Origin of the sequence: Enterococcus viikkiensis (assembly GCF_005405345.1) — a bacterium.
GTDB lineage: Bacteria > Bacillota > Bacilli > Lactobacillales > Enterococcaceae > Enterococcus_A > Enterococcus_A viikkiensis.
The window spans coordinates 118,746-140,468 of record NZ_BJDW01000004.1; the positions used below are offsets into that span (position 1 = coordinate 118,746).

The window sequence follows — 21,723 nt, forward strand, 5'->3', positions numbered from 1 at the left end:
AATAATAACCCTTCCCAATTTTCCAACTAACTAGTCAATTACCTGCAATAATCAGCTATTAAACAAAAAAAAAGAGTAGACCATTTGAATTGGCCTACTCTATTCTTTAACTTTTTACTTCTTCTTTTAATTGTTTGTTAGCGGTCGCCATCATTAAACGAATCCGATTCAATTGATTGACGATCGAAACACCTGGATCATAATCGATCGCGGCAATATTGGATTTTGGATACTGATGACGCAATTCTTTAATGACCCCTTTACCTGCCACATGGTTCGGTAGACAACCGAAGGGCTGCATGCAGACGATATTGTTGACACCTGTCTTCAAGAGATCAATCATTTCACCGGTTAAGAACCAACCTTCACCTGTATGGTTCCCGATTGAAAGAATCTTGCTGGCATCTTCCGCTAATTGATAAATCGAATGAATCCCTGTGAAACGATCCGAAGCTCGTAACGCTTTATCCATCGGTTTTTCTACGAATTCAATTAATTTGATTGCTATTTCTGCCAGATTTTTGCTCTTCTTAGACATCCCCATATTGTCGTATTTCCAGATTTGATTATATAAGGAATAGTTCATGAACCCAATCAGATCCGGTACGACTGCCTCGGCGCCTTCCGCTTCTAACAACCGGACAATGTCATTGTTGGCAGTTGGTGAGTATTTCACCAAAATTTCTCCAACAACACCGACTTTGGGTTTAACTTCATTGGAAATTGGTACCGAATCAAAGTCTTTAATAATTTTCTTCATGTTCACATTGAACAGCGTCAATGACCCATTACGAACATTGCCTTCAACTTTTTTCAGCCATTTCTCATGTAAGGCATCGATTTGGCCTTCCTCTAATTCATAAGGCCGCGTACGGTAGACCACTCGTTCAAAGAGATCCCCATAAAGAATTGCCACAACGATCCGTTTCAACATCGGCAAGGTGTACTTGAAGCCTGGATTGCTTTCTACCCCTTTGTTTCCTAGTGATACGGAAACAACAGGCACTTGTGGAAAACCAGCATCGTTCAAGGCTTTGCGCAATAATGGGATATAGTTTGTTGCCCGGCAGCCACCACCGGTTTGACTCATCATGACACTAGTATTATTCAAATCATACTTGCCACTTTCCAAGGCTTCAACGAGTTGCCCAATAGAAATAATCGCTGGGTAACAAGAATCGTTGTTCACGTATTTCAAGCCGACATTAACAGCTTCACGATCCATTGCTGGTAAGCAGACAACATTATAGCCTGAAGCCTCCAACGCGACATCAAATAAGCCAGATTGGTGAATCGGACTAAGCATTGGTAAGAGTAGCGTATGTTTCTTCCGCATTTCCTTCGTAAAGACGATTTTTTCTGGTTCTTCAAAACGTCTAACGGGTTGGAAATTGGATTTATCTCGTTCATTGACAGCAGCTTTTAACGAACGCAAACGAATTCTGATTGCACCTAAGTTAGACCCTTCATCAATCTTCAAAACAGTATAGATCTTGCCGTATTGTTCCATGATTTCTTCAACTTGGTCGGTGGTGACCGCGTCTAGTCCACAACCGAAAGAATTCAATTGAACAAGCTCTAGATTTTTAGATTTAGCAACCACCCGAGCAGCCGCATATAAGCGTGAATGGTAGACCCATTGATTGACAACCCGTAAATTGCCAACATCGCTTAAATGAGACACGCTATCCTCGGTTAGAACATGGAAGCCTTCTTGGGTAATAACCTCGGCGATTCCGTGATTGATCTCTGGATCTAAATGATACGGACGACCAGAAAGAACGATGCCTCGTTCGCCTTTTTGATTCAGCATTAAAAGCGTTTCTTCCCCTTTTTGACGAATGTCATTTTTGAAGGTTTCTAATTCTTCATAAGCATGATGCAACGCATTGTCAACTTCCGTTTGGGTGATACCCAAATCTTGGAAGCAGCGCCCTAAAACTTTGGCTACTGAAGCTTCATTGGCTAAATTTAAATAAGGATTTCGATAATCTACCTTGCCGTCACGGATGTCATCAACATTGTTACGGATCACATCTGGATAGCTTTGGACGATTGGACAGTTGAAATGATTGTCCGCTTCTTTAGATTCTTCACGCTCAAAAACCACACCAGGATAGAAAATCATCGGCACGCCACCATCGATTAAGGCTTGGATATGGCCGTGAGCAATTTTAGCTGGGTAACAAGCCGTATCACTTGGGATCGTCTCCATCCCTTGTTCATACAATTCTTTATTTGAACGTGGTGATAATTTCACTCGGAAGCCAAGGTCGCTGAAGAAGGTATGCCACAAAGGATAATTTTCATACATATTCAAGACTCGTGGAATTCCGATTTCTCCTCGCACCGCTTCTTTTTTACGTAATGGACGATATTTGAAGAGCCGTTTATATTTATATTCCACTAGATTAACTTTTTTATCTTCCCGTTTCACTTTGATCCGAGCGCCTCGCTCACAGCGATTGCCAGTGATAAATTGACGCCCGTCGGAGAATAAAGTAACCGTCAGCATACAATTATTTTCACACAATCCACAATGAGTAAATTCTTTTTCTGCAGTAAAGCTATCGATCTCCGCCAAAGATAAGGTTTCTGTCGTTTCGCCGACCTCATAATTTTCTAAAGCGATCAATGCCGCACCGAATGCGCCCATTAACCCGGCGATCGATGGACGAACGACTTCACGACCGGTCACCATTTCAAAAGCGCGTAACACCGCTTCATTATAGAAAGTCCCACCTTGACAGACGATCTTTTCCCCCAACTCTTCAGGGCGACGAACCTTAATTACTTTATAGATAGCATTTTTAATGACTGAGTAAGACAAGCCAGCGGAGATATCTCCAACAGATGCGCCTTCTTTTTGAACTTGTTTCACTTTCGAATTCATAAAGACAGTACAGCGAGAACCTAAGTCCACAGGGCCTTTTGATTTCAAGGCCGCTTGCGCAAAGTCTTCCACTTTATAATTCAACGATTTAGCAAAAGTCTCGATGAAAGAGCCACAACCAGAAGAACAGGCTTCATTCAACTGGATTGAAGACAGCGCACCATCTTTAATCGTCATCGCCTTCATGTCTTGCCCACCGATATCTAAAATAAAGTCAACACCGGGTTGGAAATGATTTGCCGCTTTGTAATGCGCCATCGTTTCTACTTCGCCGATGTCGACCTTCAAAGCATTTTTAATTAATTGCTCACCATAACCGGTTACTGCTGCTTTTCCGATAAAAACATTCTCAGGTAATTTTTGGTACAAATCTTTTAAGACCGTCATCGTTGTTTCTAACGGCTGACCTTGGTTATTGCCATAAAATGAAAACATGAGATTTCCGCTCTCATCAATCAAGGCAACTTTGGTCGTCGTAGAACCGGCATCGATTCCTAAGAACGCCACGCCTTCATGTTCATTCAAATCTTTTTCTTGCGCTTGTGCTTGCCCATGACGCAGCCGGAAGTCGGCGAGATCCGCCTCGTCTTTAAATAAAGGCTCCAGCGTATCAGAAGGTGATAAATGTCCTTCATCTGCAGTAGTCAAACGATGCAGCAATTCTTCTAATGAAGAAACCGGTGCTTCTTCTGAATAGAAAGCGGCTCCCATTGCTACAAAAAGTTGTGGGTTTTCAGGAAAGATCACATTTTCCGGGGCGATATTCAATGTCTCAATAAAGCGTTGGCGCAGTTCAGACATAAAGAACAACGGCCCACCAAGAAAAGCGATGTTCCCTTTAATTTTACGACCGGCTGCTAAACCGGCAATCGTTTGGTTGACAACGGCTTGAAAAATACTCGCCGCAATATCTTCTTTCGCTGCCCCTTCATTGATCAACGGCTGTACATCAGTTTTGGCGAATACGCCACAACGAGAAGCAATCGGATAAAGGGTCTTATAATTTTTTGCTAATTCATTGACCCCATTGGCATCTGTCTTTAACAAGACCGCCATCTGGTCAATAAAGGCTCCAGTCCCACCAGCACAGCTACCATTCATCCGTTGCTCCAAAGCACCTTCAAAGAAGGTAATCTTCGCATCTTCTCCGCCTAATTCAATCGCCACATCCGTTTCCGGAATAACCTCTTCCACGGTACGTGTACAGGCGATCACCTCTTGGACGAAAGGAATGTCTAAAACATCAGCTAGTCCCATCCCACCGGAACCTGTGATACTCATCGTCATTTTTTGATTGCCAAGTACCTCTTCTGCTTCACGCAACACACGTTCTGTGGCAGTTTTCACATCCGAAAAATGCCGTTCGTATTTTGCAAAGAGACTTTCATTTTGTTCATTTAAAATGACCAACTTGACGGTTGTAGAGCCTACATCGATCCCCGCTCGTAATGTCATAAATATTCCTACCTTCCATTTTTAGCAACACGTGTTGATTAACTTACAAAGTGTTTGTTATACTACTCACGTATATTCTAAAAAGATTTTGCACGTTATGCAACTATCAAAATCATTTCATTCGTGTGATAAGCAACGTTCCAACCTGTTCTGTTGCAAAAAATGAAAGGAATTTCTCATGCCAAAAAAAATCGACTTAAGAGTGAAACGAACAAAAAAAATGATCATGGATGCTTTTATCCATTTAGTAGAAGCAAAAGGCTTTGATAATATCACTGTACAAGAGATCGCTGATGAAGCTATGATCAATCGAGCCACCTTCTACGCCCATTTTAAAGACAAACAAGATTTATATGACCATATTTTTAAACAAGCCATCGATGCCTTCACCGAGGTCCTTGATCCCGATCAGATCGTCCAAGGCAATCGCTTGAAAGTTAGACAAATCGAATTCGTTTTAACCAATATTTACCAGCAGATCCAAGCCAATCGAAAATTCTTTTTGACGGTCATGGATGCCTCTGGGAATGAAATGCTGCGGAAAAAGATCGCGGAAATTCTAGATATCAAATACGCCCACGTGTTCAATCGTTTAAAGATCACAGAGAATGATATTGAAGTGCCCCTAGACTTTATCATTGAATACATGACCTCGATCTTTGTCGGTACCCTCCATTGGTGGATCACTAGCGACACAGGGATGGATGCTGGCAGTCTCGCAAAACTCGTTATCAAACTAGTAGGCAATGGTCATTTGACGATTCTGGGAATAGAAATTGATCATTAAATGAGAAAGGCTTTCACGAACTCGCTCAGCTTTTGAGCAATAAGACCAAACGATAAAGCTAGTTCGTGAAGCCGGACATGGCTAGACCTGCTGTAAAGCGATTTATTCATTTAAAAATTTATACTTCCTTTATAGTCAAAAAAATTGCGCTCAGATTTTCGCTGAGCGCAATTTTTTTAATGATTTCTAGACTTCCATTTAATCGTATGACGCGTAGGGCGTAGTGTACGAACCCGGGGGGCTTGCCCCTTTTCTTTGGTTACTTCCAATGAATGATCCTTCACTGTGCTATAAATTTTTGTTACCGTGTCTGTTAATAGTTCTTTTACTTCTTGCACTTTATTCATTGCGATCAGCTCCATTCTTTCTCTCTTCTTTAATGTAGCCTAAATTTGAAAAGGCTTCAAGCAATTCAGCTGATCAAGTTTCAATTAGTAGAGAAAGAGCGGCTAACAGTATCCTTTACAGAAAGGGCCTTTTTTTGTAGCGTTTACGAGAAAAACAAAAAAAACGTGAGTTGCATCTGCAACTCACGTTTTACGTTACTGGGGTAGCTGGATTCGAACCAACGCATGAGGGAGTCAAAGTCCCTTGCCTTACCGCTTGGCTATACCCCAATGGTGGAGGAGAGTGGATTCGAACCACTGAACCCTAAGGAACGGATTTACAGTCCGTCGCGTTTAGCCACTTCGCTACTCCTCCATCTAGGTTTTTATTATTTAAAAACCCGACTCAGTTATAATACCTAATCTCCAAAAAAAATGCAAGTATTATTTTTCAATTTTATTCATGTAAATTCCAGCTACGGATCACATTCTCGATTCCGTCATCTAATGTACGAAAACTTCCTAGTAAACGATCATCGCTATAAGCCTGAAACACTTTGTTTTCAGGGATTACTTCACCAATCATTTTTTTACCGATCACTAGCTGCGTAACAGTCACTGCTTGACCATTGATCGAACGTTCCTCTTCTTTGATCTGAACTTCGATATCTTTATTTTTTTTAGACATAGCATTCCCTCCGACTGTCATTTTATCATACTCCAAAAGAAAACAACAACAGGCTACTCTAATTATGAGTAGCCTGTTGCAATTAAGGATTCGTTGTCACTGCTCGAATGACTTCATAGCCAGCGTTGGTCAGGATTTCTTTGATTCGTTCCGTTTCTTTACTGCTCAATTGAATCTCAACAATTGTTCCATTACTTTTGTGATTAGTGATAATTGTCAAAATACTCAACTCATTATCCGCTAACAATTTTGTCACTCGCGCCAACACACCTTTTTTATCTTCAATAATCTTTAATTGAACTCGGGTGCCGCCTTCATGATAGCCGGTCAGTTTCAAAAAGGCGTCGAAGATATCATTATTAGTAATGATGCCAACCAACTTTTCGCCTTCTAATACCGGCAATACATTGATTTTATTTTGCCGCATCAAGAAAATTCCGTCCTCTAATTGTGCATCCGGCGAAATCGTTTTAACCTCTGTAATCATCACATCTGCTACTACTGTCTTATTCAACAAATAATTCACTTCATGCACACTTAGACTGGTCGCTTTAGAGGGCAGCGCTTCTTGAATCGTTCCTTCAGTGATCAAACCGACTAGTTGTTCATGTTCAAGTACAGGCAAGCGGTGAATATCGTATTTTTTCATTAAATCGACCGCATCAAAAATTTTTGTCTTTGGCGAGACGGTCACTAATTCATCCGTCATAAAATCTCTTACACTCATTTTTATTACCCTCCTAGATAGGCTTTCTTCACTTCGTCGCTGTCTAATAATTCTTGGCCGGTGCCTGACAAAACGACCTTGCCAGTCTCCAAAACGTAGCCACGGTCTGCAATCGATAACGCCATTTTGGCATTTTGCTCGATCAACAGCACCGTCGTCCCTTGTTCTTTGATTTCCTGGATAATATTGAAAATTTCTTTAATGAAAATCGGGGCCAAGCCCATTGAAGGTTCATCCAATAATAGCAAGCGTGGTTTTGACATTAAGGCTCTACCCATCGCTAACATTTGCTGTTCGCCTCCAGACAAGGTCGAAGCATCTTGGGCCAATCGTTCCTTTAAAATCGGAAATTTTTCGTAGACATGCTCGTAATCTTCTTTTAACGACCCATCTTTCCGTAGATAAGCGCCCATTTCTAAATTTTCCAAAACGGTTAAACCGGAAAAAACATGGCGCCCTTCAGGGACTTGAGAGATTCCTTCGGCGACAATTTTCCGCGGCGCTCTTTTTTGGATTGGATTGCCCTCAAATCGAATCGTTCCTTTTGACGGCTGGATCAAACCTGAAATGGTGCGAAGAATCGTCGTTTTTCCCGCTCCATTAGCACCAATCAGTGAGACAATCTCTCCTTGATTGACCTCAAAGCTGACATCCCGCACTGCTTGAATCATTCCGTAATGCACTGAAAGGTTTTCGATTTTTAACATTATAAGTCACCTCCCAAGTAAGCTTTGATAACTTCGGGATTGTTTTTGATTTCGTCGGGATCGCCTTCTGCCAAGACCCGGCCATACTCCAATACATAAATGCGCTCGCAAACATCCATAACTAAACTCATATCATGTTCAATCAAGAGGATCGTAATTTGAAATTCTTGTTGGATTTTACGGATCAACTCTGTCAAAGCAGCCGTTTCCTGCGGGTTCATCCCAGCCGCCGGTTCATCTAAAAATAAAATTTTAGGTTTTGTCGCTAATGCCCGCACAATTTCTAAACGGCGTTGTTCCCCATACGGCAAATTGCGGGCTAGATTTTCCGCTTTGTTTTGTAAATCAAAAATCGTTAATAATTGCAGGGCTTCTTCTCGCAAGGTCTCTTCTTTCTTATAAAAAGTTGGCAAACGCAAGACACTCGAGAAAAAGCCTTCCTTATTTTTGCTATTCATCGCGATTAGTACATTGTCTAACACCGTTAAATCTTTAAACAAGCGAATATTTTGAAACGTTCGACTCAAACCTAAGTCTGCGATCGCATAGGGCTTTTTACCGTTCAAACGCTGACTTTGACCATCAACTTCTAAGAGAACGTCCCCTTCACTAGGTTCATACACACCGGTGATCAGATTAAACAACGTCGTTTTCCCAGCACCATTGGGACCAATCAAACCGACTAATTGATTTTCTTCTAATGCGATATTGACATTGGAGACCGCCGCCAAACCGCCAAAGTTTTTCGTTAACTCTTTAATTTCCAACAGAGGCATTTTGGTCATCTCCTTTTTTAAATTTATTCAACAACTTCTTCACGGATAATTCTTTTGTCCCTAGTAATCCGCCCGGCTTAAAGATCATTAAAATGATCAACGCCAGCGCATAAATAATCATCCGTAAGGCACCGAAATCTTGAAGATACATATTGATGATCCCTAACAAAATTGCGGCGATAAAGGTTCCTGTGACACTACCAATTCCGCCTAATACGACCAGAATCAAAATATCCACGGATTTGGTAAACGCGAAGTCCTTCGGTGCGATTGATTGCAAATAACCAGCGTAAAGCGATCCAGCGATACTAGCAGTCATCGCCCCAAAAGCAAAAGCCATGACTTTGTATTTCGTTGTATTTACACCCATTGCTTCTGCAGCGATCTCATCTTCACGAATCGCCATCGTAGCACGCCCTGCACCCGAACGAATATAGTTAACGATAAATAATGTTGTGATTGCCATGAAGCCATAGACCATCTGCCAATCAACAAAGGGCTCAATTCCAAATAAACCAGAAGGTCCATTGGTAATGTCTTTAAAGTTGATCAATAGGATCCGGATGATTTCAGCCACCCCTAAAGTCGCTATGGCTAAGTAATCGCCACTCAAACGTAGCGTGGGAATCCCAACTGCAACTGCGATGATCCCAGCTAAAATGACCCCGACAGCCATACCTAAAAAGAAACCGCCATAAGTTGGCATACTCATCGAGACTAACGCCGCACCATAGGCACCAATCGCCATAAAACCGGCATGGCCTAATGAAAACTGTCCTGAGAACCCAATAATTAGATTTAATCCGACTGCTAAGATGATGTTGATTCCGATTTGGACCATGATATTATCTAAAAATAGATTGACCATGCCAGCCGAATAAGCAATATACAAAGCCGCATAACCAATCACGATCAGAGCCAGCCAAATCAAATTGTATTTCAAATTCTTTTTCATTTGACCCACCTACACTTTCTCTTTCACATGCTTGCCTAAAATTCCGGCTGGACGAACTAACAAAATTAAAATCAAGACCGCATATACGACCGCATCCTTAAAGTCTGAGAAGCCTAACGCCGTCGTGATCGTTTCGATTAAACCAATCACAAAACCACCAATCGCCGCACCAGGGATGATCCCAATCCCTCCTAAAACAGCTGCAATAAATGATTTCAAGCCAGGAATATACCCCATCATTGGATCAATCGAATTGTAATAAAGACCAATCATCATCCCGCCAGCAGCAGCCAACGCAGAACCTAATGCAAAGGTAAAAGAAATTGTTCGATTAACATCGATCCCCATTAATTGAGCCGCGTCCGTATCGACACTAACTGCTCGCATCGCTTTTCCCATCTTGGTCTTTTGGACAATTAGGTTTAAGGTGATCATCAGGAATAATGAAAGTCCTAAAATTAATAATTGAATATTAGAAACACTTAAAAAGCCGATGTTAAACACTTGCAGCTTAATTACTTGTGGAAAAGGTCGTGTCGTTGAACTAAAGAAATAAATCATCGTGTTTTGCAATAAATAAGAAACTCCGATTGCCGTAATCAAGGCCGCGATCCGAGTGGAATTCCGCAAGGGTCGATAGGCCAAAAATTCAATTACGACACCTAGAACCGCACTACCTGCCATCGATAAGATCAATGCAGGGAAAAAGCCCATATTAAACTGATTAATTAAAAAATAACCAATAAAAGAACCAATCATATAGACCTCACCGTGAGCGAAATTGATCAGTTTAATAATACCGTAAACCATTGTGTAGCCTAGTGCCATCAGAGCATAGACACTCCCTAGAAACAGGCCATTTACAATTTGTTGGATAAATATTTCCATGCATATCACATCACTTTTCTAAAAAATTAAGGTTAGGTAATTCTTTGCAGCCTTTATTCGAAAATAAGGGTCTGTGACAGATGATTGTCACAGACCCCGGTCTGCTCCGAAATATTAAGGATTTACTGTTTCAGCAGAAGATTCTTTTCCATCTGTTAAGCCGAGAACGACCGCTGATTTTACAGGGTTGTGGTCTTTGTCCATCGTAATCTTACCAGTAACACCAACGAAGTCTTTCAAGCCAGCTAAGCCTTTGTCAATCGCTTCTGGTGTTGCTTTGCCTTCGTCTTCAATCGCTTGCTTAATCATGTAGACAGAATCATAAGCCAATGCATTAAACGACGATGGCTGCTTGCCAAATTTATCTTCAAAAGCCTTCACAAACGGTTCTACTTTGTCAGTTGCTGGAGCTTTCGTTGAGAAATGACCGGTATAGTAAACATTTTTCACATTAGCTGCGCCTGCAGTATCAATCAATTTTTCATCTCCAAAACCATCGGCACCGATGATTGGCTGTTCGATTCCCATTTCACGAGCTTGTTTGATGATTAAGCCAGCTTCTGTGTAATAACCAGGAATATAGATAACATTGAAGTCTTTATCTTTGATTTTAGTCAGCATAGCTTGGAAATCTTTGTCACCAGCAGTAAAGTTTTCTTCAGCGACGATCTCACCTTTATACGTATCTTTGAAGGCCTTTTTTAGACCGTTGGCATAATCACTTGAGTTGTCCCCTAAGATCACCGCTTTATTCGCTTTCAGATTGTCATTCGCATATTTCGCTAAAACGATCCCTTGGAAGCTATCTTGAAAACACGCGCGATAGATATAATCTTGAACTTTGCCTTTTTGAACCGTAATCGCATCATCTGTTCCAGAAGGAGTGACCGCTGGAACCTTCGCCTTAGTCAAATTCGGTAATGTCGCTTTCGCTGCGCCCGATGTCGCTGGTCCAATGACTGCTACAACTCCATCTTTAGTTGTTAAATTCGCTGCAACCGAAGCGGCCTCGTTATTATCAGATTTATTATCCTTGGCGATGTATTCGATTTTTTTGCCGTCAATTCCGCCGTCTTTATTGATTTCTTCAACAGCTAATTTGGCGCCTTCGTTTTCCGCTTCACCATATGCCGCTACTGCGCCGGATAATTCAAAATTTCCGCCGATTTTAATCGTCTTCGCATCTTCTCCGCTGCTATTATCGCTTGCTTTAGGCGATCCACATGCGCCAAATAGAAACAACCCTGCCGCCAATGCAGCTACTGTTCTTTTTTTCATCCTGTATCCTCCTAATAAAATAATGATAATTTGTTAAGATAATAAAGAATATATAGGAAAAAACTCTCACTGTCAATTAAATTTTCTGAATATTTTAATAATTCAGCTATACGCAAACAATTTATAGCGTTTTCATTTCTAAGGGCTAGCTATCAAATAACTAAAAAAAAAGCTTTTGACCCATTAATAGTCAAAAAGCTCTTCTTTAAATAACTTATTTTTTTATTTATACTGCCTCAATAATAGGCTTATTTTTAAGTCCTTAAATAAATTTCTCGGAACAATTCAGTCAAAATCTCAAATTATTTTCCACTCAGCACCGACTTTTTTCAAGAAAGCAGAAAACAATACAATAACCTATGTACTTTATTTAGCAACCAAAACGCACTCTTGGAAGCATTTATTCTTTAATTTTCAGCAAAAGTCCCCGCTTAAAAATGGACACGAAAGCCACATTATTTAGACTGGATCAATTCAACGGTTCTTCGCTAAATAATCCGGTTCCTCTTCATCCAACAAATTTTTTTTCAACGAAAAATGAACAGGTACATAATCAATGCCTCCTCGAGCAAAAGGATTACAGCGTAAAATCCTAAAAATCCCCATTGTGCTCCCTTTTATCGCCCCATGCACCTGAATCGCCTTGATCATGTAGCTAGAACACGTCGGATAATAGCGACACGAAGGCTGGAACAATGGCGAGATAAACCGTTGGTACCCTCGTACAATCATAATTAGTCCTTTTCCAATAAAACTCATTACATCACCTCAATTTAAATGGATTCACGAACACGCCAGGTCGTTACGTCCGGTAAGCCAGACCTCAAACCAATTTTCTTACTAGCAAAAAGAGATTGCCCCAAAAATTTGGTGCAACCCCTCAATACTAGACATTTTGTTATAACAACTTTACTAATGTACAAATTCTAAAATATGCCGCCACACGCCAGGTAATAAAACCTTAAACGGATTGCCTCCGCCCATAGCACCATAGCCGATCATGCTGCCCACAATAAATAATAGAATACCTGCCAGCAAAATCGCTACGATTCGGATTAAGCTACGTAAGATATGTTCACTCGAACTCATATATCCACTCCCTTAAGCCAATACTGCTGCTGTGTCTGCCGCCTTCTTGTCTTCAGAATTCACACGTTCCACATCGGCGCCTAATTGTTGCAACTTCGTGTGGAATTCATAGTATCCACGATCTAAGTATTTCAGATTGCGTACACGTGTAATTCCATTCGCACGTAAGCCAGCTAATACTAAAGCCGCCGCTGCACGTAAATCCGTGGCATAAACTTCTGCACCTTGAAGTTCAGTTGAACCTTTGATCAACGCAACATTGTTGTCAATTTTCACTTGTGCATTCATTCTGCGCATTTCTTCTAAATGTTGGAAACGATTTTCAAAGACCGTTTCTGTGGTTGTACTGATACCTTCAGCTACTAATTGAATAGCAGTCATTTGGGCTTGCATATCTGTTGGGAACCCAGGATGAGGCATCGTTTTAATGTCTGTTGCTTTTAATGTCTTAGGACCGATAACTCTTAAGCCATCATTTTCTTCAGAAATTGTAACACCCATCTCTGTTAATTTAGAGATCAATGGACGATTGTGTTCAGAGATTGCGCCTTCGATCAGCACATCACCTTCAGTCATTGCTGCTGCCACCATGAATGTTCCAGCTTCGATCCGGTCTTGCACAATCGGATGTGAAACCGCATGAAGATGTTCTACACCTTCAATACGCATTATCTCTGTGCCAGCTCCGTGAATGCTTGCTCCCATTTTGTTTAAGAAGTTTGCTAAGTCAACGATTTCTGGTTCACGAGCAACATTCTCAATAATTGTCGTTCCTTTGGCTTTAACAGCAGCCATCATGATGTTTTGTGTCGCACCGACACTAGGAAAATCCAAGTAAATCGTATCGCCGATTAATTCGTCAGCAATTGCTTCGATATAACCATTTTTTTGGATAATTTTTGCACCTAACGCTTGGAATCCTTTTAAATGCAAATCGATTGGACGTTTCCCAATGGCACATCCGCCTGGCATAGCTACCTTGGCATGTCCATTACGAGCCAATAAAGGACCCATTACGACGATTGACGCCCGCATTTTACTTACATATTCATAGGGAGCTTCCACGTTTAATTGACGCGTCGCATCCACTGTGATTTCTTTTGTTTCTTCATTAAACTCAACATCCGTGTTCAAAAAACGGATCACTTGATTCATGGTAAAGACATCAGAAAGAATCGGAACATTGCTTAATGTTGTCGTTCCTTCTTCAGCCAATAGAGTCGCAGCTAAAATCGGAAGTACAGCATTTTTTGCTCCTTCAATCTGTACAGTTCCATTTAATTGTTTGCCACCACGAACGATGATCTCTTCCATTGTATTCCCTCCAAAAAGCTAATCGAATTCTCTTATCTTATATGTACCTAACTAAATGTCAAAAAAATATTTTTACACAAAAGGATAATTTCTAAAAAGAAGTTACTACAAGTATAACCTAAAGCAATCGCCAGCATCATTAACGTCAATCGGACTTGTGTTTCTTTAAATGATTTAAAGAGGTTTTCAATCCGTAACGATCGTATTGCCCAGAAAGCTAAATAAATAAAAGCAAAATGCGACACGATTCTGACTAGCGCATCGATTCCAAATACCTGCATAATCAATTCCCTTTCAAAAAAAATCAACAGTTGGATTATATCACAGTTTCATATAAAGAAGAACAGTTTGCTCACCCAAAAGCCTATAAAAAACTTTTTAAAAAACTTAAGCTTTTATAATTTTTCTTTTAGACACTGTTGGTTTTCTTTCAAACTAGAAAATAGTCTTCTTAAAAATTCTATTGATCTTTTTTTATCGTAGTGGCTTACAATCCTTATTAAGGGTAATTTTTTTACTACCCCTAAGTATTACTGCCCTCATTTATTTGAAAAACATTAAAAATGTTCGCCCGGTCAACTCTTCTTTCTTTTATAAAAAAAGAAGATCAACTTGAGATTGATCTTCTTTTTATTTAACGATGTTTTGAAACTTTGATTCGATTCATAGCACGGTGTAACGCAACTTCGGCCCGATTTAATTGGTCGGTGTCTTGTTTTTCCCGCGCTTCTTGAATCCGCGCTTCCGCCCGTTGTTTTGCTCTTTCAGCACGTGACACATCAATATCGCGTTCACGTTCAGCCGTGTCGGCGATAATCGTTAAGACATTGTCCCGAACTTCCATAATTCCCCCGTTGACTGCGATCCAGTCAACGTGTGTATCAGAGTCCGTACGACGAACTCGAACCTCGTCGATCGCAAGAGGCGCAATGATCGGTGCGTGGTTCGGCAAGATCCCGATCTCACCCGCAACTGTTTTTGCAACCACGATAGTCGCATTATGATCATAGACGTTACCATCTGGAGTAACAACGTTCACTTGCAGAACTTTGTTCTTTTCTTGTTCCATCGGGCACCTCTTTCTAGTAGCCTAAAGTTTTTGCTTTTTCTACTACGTCTTCGATCGTACCTACACTACGAAAAGCTTCTTCAGGAAGGTCATCATATTTTCCATCAAGGATTTCTTTGAAGCCTTCAACTGTCTTATCAACAGGAACATATGAACCTGGAAGACCAGTAAATTGTTCGGCCACGTTGAAGTTTTGTGACAAGAAGAATTGAATCCGACGTGCACGAGACACAATCACTTTTTCTTGGTCAGACAATTCGTCCATCCCTAAGATTGCGATGATATCTTGTAACTCACGGTAACGTTGTAAGACACGTTGAACTTCTGTCGCTACACGGTAATGTTCTTCACCAACGATTTCAGGTGCTAAGGCACTTGAAGATGAAGCCAATGGGTCAACGGCTGGATAGATCCCTTGCTCTGTCAACTTACGTTCCAAGTTGGTTGTTGCATCCAAATGGGCGAAAGCTGTCGCGGGCGCAGGGTCAGTATAGTCATCGGCTGGCACATAGATGGCTTGGATCGAAGTAATTGAACCCTTTTTAGTAGAAGTAATCCGTTCTTGCAATTGACCCATTTCAGTTGCCAAGGTTGGTTGATACCCAACAGCTGACGGCATCCGACCAAGTAAGGCAGATACTTCTGAACCGGCTTGAGTGAAACGGAAGATGTTATCGATAAATAGCAACACATCTTGTCCTTCTTCGTCACGGAAATATTCAGCTAGAGTTAAACCAGTTAAGGCAACCCGCATCCGGGCACCTGGCGGCTCGTTCATTTGGCCAAACACCATGGCTGTTTTTTCAATTACACCTGAATCTTTCATTTCATAATAAAGGTCGTTCCCTTCACGAGTCCGTTCCCCAACACCGGTAAAGACGGAAATCCCACCGTGTTCTTGAGCGATATTATGAATCAATTCTTGGATCAATACGGTTTTACCCACACCGGCACCACCGAATAGTCCGACTTTACCACCTTTTAAGTAAGGCGCTAATAAGTCGATAACTTTGATCCCTGTTTCTAAGATTTCGTTACTTGTGCTAAGTTCTTCAAAGCTTGGCGCTTTTTTATGAATTCCACTTTTTTCTGCATCTTCAGGAAAAGGTGCTTCTTTGTCGATGGTTTCACCTAAAACATTAAACACACGACCCAATGTTTCTTTCCCTACTGGTACTGAGATTGGTTTGCCGGTATCGACAACTTCCATCCCACGTTGCAAACCATCAGTAGATTCCATGGCGATCGTGCGGATAACACCATCACCAAGTTCTAAAGCAGCTTCAAGAACGACTTTTGTTTTATCATTTTTATAAACAATCAACGCATTGTTGATGTCTGGTAAGGATTGATCTAAAGAAAATTCCACGTCGACAACGGGACCAATAACTTGAACAATCTTGCCTGAACTCATGTTTTTTCCTCCAATCTTGAAATTATTCTAACGCGGAAGCCCCGCCGACAATTTCTGTAATCTCTTGGGTGATCGCCGCTTGACGTGCACGGTTGTATGAAATGGTCAAATCATCAATAATTGAACCAGCGTTATCTGTGGCTGTCTTCATCGCTGTCATCCCAGCTGCGTGTTCTGCCGTTTTGGCATCAACGATCGCACCATAAATCAAGCTTTCCGCATATTGCGGCAGCAATTGATCAAGGATGGCTTCTTTTGAAGGCTCAAAAAGATATTCCTCACGATACGTTTGTGCTTCATTTGGATCTAAGTCAGAAATCGGTAGCATTTTTTCTACTCGGAACTGACTAGACAATGAATTGACGTGATGGTTGTAACATACGTACAATTCATCAAAAACTTGATTTTCATACATACTAGTTGTCATTGAAACGATTTTTCGTACTTCATCAAAGCTTGGTTGATCCGATAAATTGCGCAATTCATAAGCTAATTTAACGCCGCGAGCTTTGAAAAAGTCTGCTCCGGTCCCACCAATGGCTAATAATACATATTCATCGGCAGAATCATGATCATCTTCAAGCATTGTCATCGTTTGCTTTAAAATCGAGCTGTTGTATCCGCCCACTAAACCACCATCAGAGGTAATCACAATATAACCCGTTTTTTTAACCGGTCGATTGATCAACATACTGTGGTAGTTAATGCCGCTTATTTGACGACCAGAATTAGCCAATTCAGTTAATTCACTAGCTGTTAAGTGAGTTAAGACTTCCCGTACCTTTGAAGCATACAATTGAAATTTTGACGAATACATTTCAGACTTTGTTAACTTCGAAGCAGAAACCATTTGCATAGCTTTGGTGATTTGGCTCGTCTTTTTTGTCGATGCAATCCGTGTTTTGATTTCATTTAAGGATGCCATGATTTTTTCTCACCTCGATTATGCTTTTTCTTTGTTAGCAGTTGATGCGTCAAAAATATCTTTGAATTCTTGGATCGCGCTATCTAATTTTTCAGATTCTGGCAATTCTTTCGTGTCACGAATTGTCGCGAATAAATCAGAATGGTTCGTTTCTAAGTATTCAAATAATTGTGCTTCAAAATCTAAAATACTATTGACTGGAATACTATCAAGTACGCCATGAGTCAAGGCATAAAGGATCACAACTTGTTTTTCAACAGGAAGTGGATCATGTAATTTTTGTTTTAGCACTTCAACCGTCCGACGGCCACGATTCAATTTTGCTTGTGTTGCTGCATCTAAATCTGAACCGAATTGGGTGAAGGCTTCTAATTCACGATAGCTGGCAAGGTCCAAACGAAGGGTCCCGGCAACTTTTTTCATCGCTTTGATTTGTGCTGAACCACCAACACGTGATACGGATAAACCAGCATCAACGGCTGGGCGAATACCAGCATAGAACAAATCGTTTTCTAAGAAAATTTGTCCATCGGTGATGGAGATTACGTTGGTAGGAATATATGCGGAGATATCTCCGGCTTGTGTTTCAACGAACGGCAAGGCTGTTAATGAACCGCCACCTAATTCGTCAGAAAGTTTTGCTGCACGTTCTAGTAAACGTGAATGCAAGTAGAAAACATCCCCTGGGTAAGCTTCACGACCTGGCGGACGACGTAATAGTAATGAGAGTTCACGATAAGCAACGGCTTGTTTTGATAAATCATCGAAGACGACCAAGACGTGTTTGCCGTTGTACATGAATTCTTCACCCATTGCTGTTCCAGCGTAAGGCGCAATAAATAATAGCGGTGCAGGTTGAGACGCACCGGCTGTTACGACGATGGTGTAATCCATCGCACCAAATTTACGAAGTGTTTCCACTTGCGAACGAACGGTAGATTCTTTTTGTCCAATAGCGACGTAGATACAAATCATGTCTTGACCTTTTTGGTTGATGATCGTATCAATCGCAATCGAAGTTTTCCCAGTTTTCCGGTCACCGATAACTAATTCACGTTGGCCGCGGCCGATTGGAACTAAGGCATCGATGGCTTTTAAACCGGTTTGCATAGGTTCTGAAACGGATTTACGTTGCATAACGCCAGGAGCCATAGCTTCTACTGGACGTGTTTTGCTTGTTTCAATTGGGCCCATGCCGTCGATTGGTTGACCTAGTGGATTCACGACCCGACCAATCATGTTCTCACCAACAGGTACTTCCATGATTTTACCGGTCCGTTTTACTTTATCTCCTTCACGAATGGACTCAAATTCACCTAGAACGATGATACCTACATCATTGCTTTCTAAGTTTTGTGCCATTCCGTAAGAGCCGTTAGAAAACTCTAACAGTTCTCCACTCATTGCATTTTCTAAGCCGTGGGCACGAGCGATTCCGTCCCCAACGTAAGTAACTGTTCCGATTTCTTCAACCGACAGTTTGTTGTCATAATTTTGAATCTGTTCTTTAATTAAAGCACTGATTTCTTCTGCTTTGATGGCCATTCATTTCACCTCTTCTTCTCTACTTTTTACTAAGTGCTGCTCGTAGACCATTTAATTGGCTGGCGAGGCTGCCGTCGATCACTTGATGATCGGCTTCAACAATGACACCACCGAGAATTGATTCATCAACTAACGGGGTTAACGTGGCCTTCTGGTAGCCAAAAACATCAGCGACTTTTGCTTCAAGTTCGTGTTTCTTTTCTTCAGAGAGCGGAACAGCCGTAGTGACTGTACCGTGTGCGATTTTATTTAATTCATCATAGCGATGCTCATATTCATCAATCATGAACGGAAGATCATCACTACGATTGTACTCAAAAACAACTAATAGAAAATTTTTAATGATCCCTTCAAAGTTGCCAGTGAAAGCATCCATAATCGCTTTCTTTTCGGCACCTGTTAAACGAACATCCGTTAAAATATTTCCTAGATCGGGAATTTCTTTACAAATTTCTCGAACGGTCAACAACTCTTGATAAACGGCATCGGCGGCTTTATTTTCGATCGCCAATTCAAACAAAGCTTTTCCATAACGTTTACCAACAGTGTATTTATCAAGCTTCATGTTTCGTATTACCTAGCTTATCCATATAGTCGTTGATCAAATCTTGATGCGCGTCTTGTGAAAGCTCTTTGCTCAAGATTTTTTCTGCGATTTGTAAGGAAAGAGTAGCCACGTCATCTTTAACAGAGGTCAAAGCATTGTCTCGTTCGTCTTTGATTTCGGCTTGCGCACGATCTTTCAGACGAGAAACTTCTTCTTTGGTGTCTTTGATGATGTTTTGGCGACTTAATTCGCCGCTTTCCTTCGCATTTTTGATGATGTCTGCCGCGTCACTACGAGAGCTGGCTAACTGAGTTTCACGTTCTTTTTCCAACTCAGCTGCTTTGTTTCGTGATTGTTCGGCAGAATCTAGATCATTGGCGATCTTATCTTCACGTTTTTGTAAGATGTCTTGAACGGCACCCCACGCGAATTTTTTCAATAGCGCCATTAATATCACGAATGATAATGTAACAGCGATTAAATTACCGAGCGTTGTATTGACAGTCTCAGCAATAACTAGATTCGGCATACTCGGTCTTCCTTTCTGTTCGTCTTCCTCATTTAAGGATCGTCATTCGCTCCTTAGGCTTATCTAAAAGCCTTCATAAAAAAGTATTTTGGATTATTGGAAAACCATCAACATACCTAATACTACACCTAGAATTGGCACAGCTTCGATCAAACCAACACCGATAAACATTGTTGAACGAATTTGTCCTGACATTTCTGGTTGACGTGCCATAGATTCAATTGCTTTTGAGATTACTTGTCCGTTACCATAACCAGCCCCGATTGCGGCCCCCATGATTGCGATTCCTGCACCGATAAAGTTCATAATAAATTTCCTCCTAAAAGTGTGTTAAATTTTTTTATTCTACCTCGATTTTATGACTGATATAAACCATCGATAGAGTTGTGAAAACGAAAGCTTGGATACTACCAATAAATAATGAGAATGCGATCCAAATCATTTCAAGCGGAACAACTAGCGGCAAGGTGATCCAGCCAGTACTAGTTACAACACTTGCGATCAATGAAAGCAGTACTTCACCGGCAAAAATATTGCCATAAAGACGCAGACCTAACGTAATAACATTGGTGAATTCTTCCATCAACTTGATCGGGAACAAGCCCGCAGGTGTAAAGAAAGAATTTTTAATGTAACCACCTAAGCCAAATTTTTCTGACCCAAGATAATTCGCCAAGGTCAATACTAGTAACGCCAATCCCATTGTTACAAACGGGTTTGCTGTTGGGCTCTTCCAATACGTTACATCGTTTCCTGAAACGATTTTAGTGATAAGCCCGATTTGGTTTGCCACAAAGATAAATAAGAACAACGTAAATGAGAACAAACTAAAATTTCTAACTTCTTTACGCGGCATGTTGTCACCAACAATGTTCGTCGTAAAATCAATGACCCACTCAATTGCGTTTTGTTTGCCTTTGGGTTTCAATGATAGGTTGCGTGTAAACGCAAAAACAATGAGAAAGACGATGATACATGTCAAAACAATCATTGACGTTACCGTACCGTCAAACCATACGGGACCTATATGGAAAACCCAAGATTTTTCATTCAATCCAGTTCACCTCTCTTCTCAGCGATTCGCGTCAGCTCATGCTTGCTTAGCGCTGCTCGTCAAAATACTATCGTATGTTACCACCAGAGAAAGAAAATTTCAAAGAATTTTCCTAAAAATTTTCGAATAAGTCAAAGAAAATTTTTAGTACGTTATTTTATCTTTGTTCAAATCCCCTCTAATTACTAATTTAGCCCGCAAAACAGCTAGTATAGATTGTAACTAATCGTATCAAAATCCATAGTGAAGTAAAGAAATTATCATTAAATATGCGAAAAAGAATATTTTGCTAACGAGAATAATTTTTCAACGTCCGACTAATCTGTCGATCGACATCTTTTCGCTTCAATGTTTCACGTTTATCATATTGGCGTTTTCCTTTACCGATACCAATCAAAACTTTGGCGTAGCCATCCTTCAAATAGACTTTCAAGGGTACGATCGTGATTCCGGGATTTTTTAATTCCCCAGCCAAACGCGCAATTTGCTTTTTATGAAGCAATAATTTGCGTGTTCGCAAAGGATCATGATTGAAAATATTTCCTTGCTCATACGGGCTGATATGGACATTGTATAAAAAAGCTTCGCCATTTCGAACACGAGCAAAACCGTCCTTCAAATTGATCCGACTATTGCGAATCGATTTGATTTCCGTTCCTTGCAAAACGATTCCCGCCTCCATCGTGTCGATGATCGTATAATCATGACGGGCCTTTTTATTTTGTGCAACGAGTTTTCCTTCCCCTTTTGGCATCTG

23 protein-coding genes and 2 tRNA genes are annotated in these 21,723 nt (G+C 40.8%); 1 reads left to right on the plus strand and 24 read right to left on the minus strand.

All coding sequences use genetic code 11. The features are described from left to right. Positions 1-106: 106 nt before the first annotated feature. Positions 107-4,348 carry a 2-hydroxyacyl-CoA dehydratase gene (locus tag FFM67_RS04060; RefSeq protein WP_137613342.1) on the minus strand — a complete coding sequence of 1,414 codons (4,242 nt, stop codon included), beginning with the start codon at positions 4,346-4,348 and terminating at the stop codon, positions 107-109. A 178-nt stretch (positions 4,349-4,526) separates the two neighbouring features. On the opposite strand from FFM67_RS04060, the gene FFM67_RS04065 reads away from it, so the two are divergent. Then, complete coding sequence (locus FFM67_RS04065) at positions 4,527-5,135, plus strand: TetR/AcrR family transcriptional regulator (RefSeq protein ID WP_137613343.1); 609 nt, start codon at positions 4,527-4,529, stop codon at positions 5,133-5,135. 176 nt (positions 5,136-5,311) lie between these two features. Here the strand turns inward: FFM67_RS04065 and FFM67_RS12240 are convergent, their stop codons facing one another. The 23 genes from FFM67_RS12240 to smpB form a co-directional block, all read right to left on the minus strand. Next, the gene (locus FFM67_RS12240) at positions 5,312-5,482 is read right to left on the minus strand and encodes a hypothetical protein (RefSeq protein ID WP_169818940.1); all 171 of its coding nucleotides are present in this window, start codon (positions 5,480-5,482) and stop codon (positions 5,312-5,314) included. A gap of 198 nt (positions 5,483-5,680) precedes the next feature. Beyond that, positions 5,681-5,752 (minus strand) — tRNA-Gln (locus FFM67_RS04070). A gap of 1 nt (position 5,753) precedes the next feature. Then, a tRNA-Tyr gene (locus FFM67_RS04075) sits at positions 5,754-5,837 on the minus strand. Positions 5,838-5,918: 81 nt separating this feature from the next. Continuing rightward, entirely contained in the window at positions 5,919-6,149 is a 231-nt protein-coding gene (locus FFM67_RS04080; protein WP_137613344.1) for a DUF2969 domain-containing protein, read from the minus strand. Positions 6,150-6,231: 82 nt separating this feature from the next. Next, positions 6,232-6,876, minus strand: a complete 645-nt coding sequence (locus FFM67_RS04085; protein ID WP_137613345.1) for a CBS and ACT domain-containing protein — start codon at positions 6,874-6,876, stop codon at positions 6,232-6,234. Between the two features lie 5 nt (positions 6,877-6,881). After that, entirely contained in the window at positions 6,882-7,583 is a 702-nt protein-coding gene (locus FFM67_RS04090; RefSeq protein ID WP_137613346.1) for an ABC transporter ATP-binding protein, read from the minus strand. Then, on the minus strand, positions 7,583-8,359 hold the full coding sequence (locus tag FFM67_RS04095; protein ID WP_137613347.1) for an ABC transporter ATP-binding protein: 777 nt from the start codon (positions 8,357-8,359) through the stop codon (positions 7,583-7,585). The genes FFM67_RS04090 and FFM67_RS04095 overlap by 1 nt, the downstream gene beginning before the upstream one ends. Further along, positions 8,340-9,314: a branched-chain amino acid ABC transporter permease gene (locus FFM67_RS04100; protein WP_137613348.1), complete on the minus strand. Its 975-nt coding sequence runs from the start codon at positions 9,312-9,314 to the stop codon at positions 8,340-8,342. Before FFM67_RS04100 ends, FFM67_RS04095 begins: the two co-directional genes overlap by 20 nt. Positions 9,315-9,323: 9 nt before the next feature. Next, positions 9,324-10,202, minus strand: a complete 879-nt coding sequence (locus tag FFM67_RS04105; protein WP_137613349.1) for a branched-chain amino acid ABC transporter permease — start codon at positions 10,200-10,202, stop codon at positions 9,324-9,326. 114 nt (positions 10,203-10,316) lie between these two features. After that, complete coding sequence (locus tag FFM67_RS04110; protein ID WP_137613350.1) at positions 10,317-11,480, minus strand: ABC transporter substrate-binding protein; 1,164 nt, start codon at positions 11,478-11,480, stop codon at positions 10,317-10,319. 474 nt (positions 11,481-11,954) lie between these two features. Beyond that, positions 11,955-12,239: a membrane protein insertion efficiency factor YidD gene (yidD, locus tag FFM67_RS04115; RefSeq protein WP_174784457.1), complete on the minus strand. Its 285-nt coding sequence runs from the start codon at positions 12,237-12,239 to the stop codon at positions 11,955-11,957. Positions 12,240-12,392: 153 nt separating this feature from the next. Then, on the minus strand, positions 12,393-12,569 hold the full coding sequence (locus tag FFM67_RS04120; RefSeq protein WP_071862304.1) for a DNA-directed RNA polymerase subunit beta: 177 nt from the start codon (positions 12,567-12,569) through the stop codon (positions 12,393-12,395). A 12-nt stretch (positions 12,570-12,581) separates the two neighbouring features. Continuing rightward, a complete protein-coding gene (gene murA / locus FFM67_RS04125; protein ID WP_137613351.1) occupies positions 12,582-13,883 on the minus strand; it encodes a UDP-N-acetylglucosamine 1-carboxyvinyltransferase in 1,302 nt (433 codons plus the stop codon). Positions 13,884-13,930: 47 nt separating this feature from the next. Next, positions 13,931-14,164, minus strand: a complete 234-nt coding sequence (locus FFM67_RS04130; protein WP_137613352.1) for a DUF1146 family protein — start codon at positions 14,162-14,164, stop codon at positions 13,931-13,933. 353 nt (positions 14,165-14,517) lie between these two features. Further along, positions 14,518-14,952 (minus strand): F0F1 ATP synthase subunit epsilon, encoded by a 435-nt coding sequence (locus FFM67_RS04135; RefSeq protein ID WP_137613353.1) that lies wholly within the window; start codon positions 14,950-14,952, stop codon positions 14,518-14,520. A gap of 13 nt (positions 14,953-14,965) precedes the next feature. Continuing rightward, positions 14,966-16,366, minus strand: a complete 1,401-nt coding sequence (gene atpD / locus FFM67_RS04140) for a F0F1 ATP synthase subunit beta (protein WP_137613354.1) — start codon at positions 16,364-16,366, stop codon at positions 14,966-14,968. A 22-nt stretch (positions 16,367-16,388) separates the two neighbouring features. Further along, positions 16,389-17,294, minus strand: coding sequence for a F0F1 ATP synthase subunit gamma (locus FFM67_RS04145; protein ID WP_137613355.1), 906 nt, complete (start codon positions 17,292-17,294; stop codon positions 16,389-16,391). A gap of 15 nt (positions 17,295-17,309) precedes the next feature. Beyond that, positions 17,310-18,836 (minus strand): F0F1 ATP synthase subunit alpha, encoded by a 1,527-nt coding sequence (atpA, locus tag FFM67_RS04150; RefSeq protein WP_137613356.1) that lies wholly within the window; start codon positions 18,834-18,836, stop codon positions 17,310-17,312. A gap of 19 nt (positions 18,837-18,855) precedes the next feature. Then, on the minus strand, positions 18,856-19,401 hold the full coding sequence (atpH, locus tag FFM67_RS04155; RefSeq protein WP_071862310.1) for an ATP synthase F1 subunit delta: 546 nt from the start codon (positions 19,399-19,401) through the stop codon (positions 18,856-18,858). Beyond that, entirely contained in the window at positions 19,391-19,912 is a 522-nt protein-coding gene (gene atpF, locus FFM67_RS04160) for a F0F1 ATP synthase subunit B (RefSeq protein ID WP_071862311.1), read from the minus strand. The genes atpH and atpF overlap by 11 nt, the downstream gene beginning before the upstream one ends. A 93-nt stretch (positions 19,913-20,005) precedes the next feature. After that, positions 20,006-20,218: an ATP synthase F0 subunit C gene (gene atpE / locus FFM67_RS04165; RefSeq protein ID WP_010743272.1), complete on the minus strand. Its 213-nt coding sequence runs from the start codon at positions 20,216-20,218 to the stop codon at positions 20,006-20,008. A gap of 34 nt (positions 20,219-20,252) precedes the next feature. Continuing rightward, complete coding sequence (gene atpB, locus FFM67_RS04170; protein WP_071862312.1) at positions 20,253-20,966, minus strand: F0F1 ATP synthase subunit A; 714 nt, start codon at positions 20,964-20,966, stop codon at positions 20,253-20,255. Between the two features lie 289 nt (positions 20,967-21,255). Further along, complete coding sequence (gene smpB / locus FFM67_RS04175) at positions 21,256-21,720, minus strand: SsrA-binding protein SmpB (RefSeq protein WP_137613357.1); 465 nt, start codon at positions 21,718-21,720, stop codon at positions 21,256-21,258. Positions 21,721-21,723 lie beyond the last annotated feature (3 nt).

Coding starts and splice junctions, on each gene's coding strand:
- FFM67_RS04120 (WP_071862304.1), bottom strand. CDS start 12,569: ATGAGTTCGAGTGAACATATCTTACGTAGCTTAATCCGAATCGTAGCG.
- FFM67_RS04065 (WP_137613343.1), top strand. CDS start 4,527: ATGCCAAAAAAAATCGACTTAAGAGTGAAACGAACAAAAAAAATGATC.
- FFM67_RS04060 (WP_137613342.1), bottom strand. CDS start 4,348: ATGACATTACGAGCGGGGATCGATGTAGGCTCTACAACCGTCAAGTTG.
- atpA (WP_137613356.1), bottom strand. CDS start 18,836: ATGGCCATCAAAGCAGAAGAAATCAGTGCTTTAATTAAAGAACAGATT.
- yidD (WP_174784457.1), bottom strand. CDS start 12,239: ATGAGTTTTATTGGAAAAGGACTAATTATGATTGTACGAGGGTACCAA.
- FFM67_RS04080 (WP_137613344.1), bottom strand. CDS start 6,149: ATGTCTAAAAAAAATAAAGATATCGAAGTTCAGATCAAAGAAGAGGAA.
- FFM67_RS04100 (WP_137613348.1), bottom strand. CDS start 9,314: ATGAAAAAGAATTTGAAATACAATTTGATTTGGCTGGCTCTGATCGTG.
- FFM67_RS04095 (WP_137613347.1), bottom strand. CDS start 8,359: ATGCCTCTGTTGGAAATTAAAGAGTTAACGAAAAACTTTGGCGGTTTG.
- atpE (WP_010743272.1), bottom strand. CDS start 20,218: ATGAACTTTATCGGTGCAGGAATCGCAATCATGGGGGCCGCAATCGGG.
- atpF (WP_071862311.1), bottom strand. CDS start 19,912: ATGCCGAATCTAGTTATTGCTGAGACTGTCAATACAACGCTCGGTAAT.
- FFM67_RS04110 (WP_137613350.1), bottom strand. CDS start 11,480: ATGAAAAAAAGAACAGTAGCTGCATTGGCGGCAGGGTTGTTTCTATTT.
- FFM67_RS12240 (WP_169818940.1), bottom strand. CDS start 5,482: ATGAATAAAGTGCAAGAAGTAAAAGAACTATTAACAGACACGGTAACA.
- FFM67_RS04130 (WP_137613352.1), bottom strand. CDS start 14,164: ATGCAGGTATTTGGAATCGATGCGCTAGTCAGAATCGTGTCGCATTTT.
- FFM67_RS04090 (WP_137613346.1), bottom strand. CDS start 7,583: ATGTTAAAAATCGAAAACCTTTCAGTGCATTACGGAATGATTCAAGCA.
- atpD (WP_137613354.1), bottom strand. CDS start 16,366: ATGAGTTCAGGCAAGATTGTTCAAGTTATTGGTCCCGTTGTCGACGTG.
- FFM67_RS04105 (WP_137613349.1), bottom strand. CDS start 10,202: ATGGAAATATTTATCCAACAAATTGTAAATGGCCTGTTTCTAGGGAGT.
- atpH (WP_071862310.1), bottom strand. CDS start 19,401: ATGAAGCTTGATAAATACACTGTTGGTAAACGTTATGGAAAAGCTTTG.
- smpB (WP_137613357.1), bottom strand. CDS start 21,720: ATGCCAAAAGGGGAAGGAAAACTCGTTGCACAAAATAAAAAGGCCCGT.
- murA (WP_137613351.1), bottom strand. CDS start 13,883: ATGGAAGAGATCATCGTTCGTGGTGGCAAACAATTAAATGGAACTGTA.
- FFM67_RS04135 (WP_137613353.1), bottom strand. CDS start 14,952: ATGGAACAAGAAAAGAACAAAGTTCTGCAAGTGAACGTTGTTACTCCA.
- FFM67_RS04085 (WP_137613345.1), bottom strand. CDS start 6,876: ATGAGTGTAAGAGATTTTATGACGGATGAATTAGTGACCGTCTCGCCA.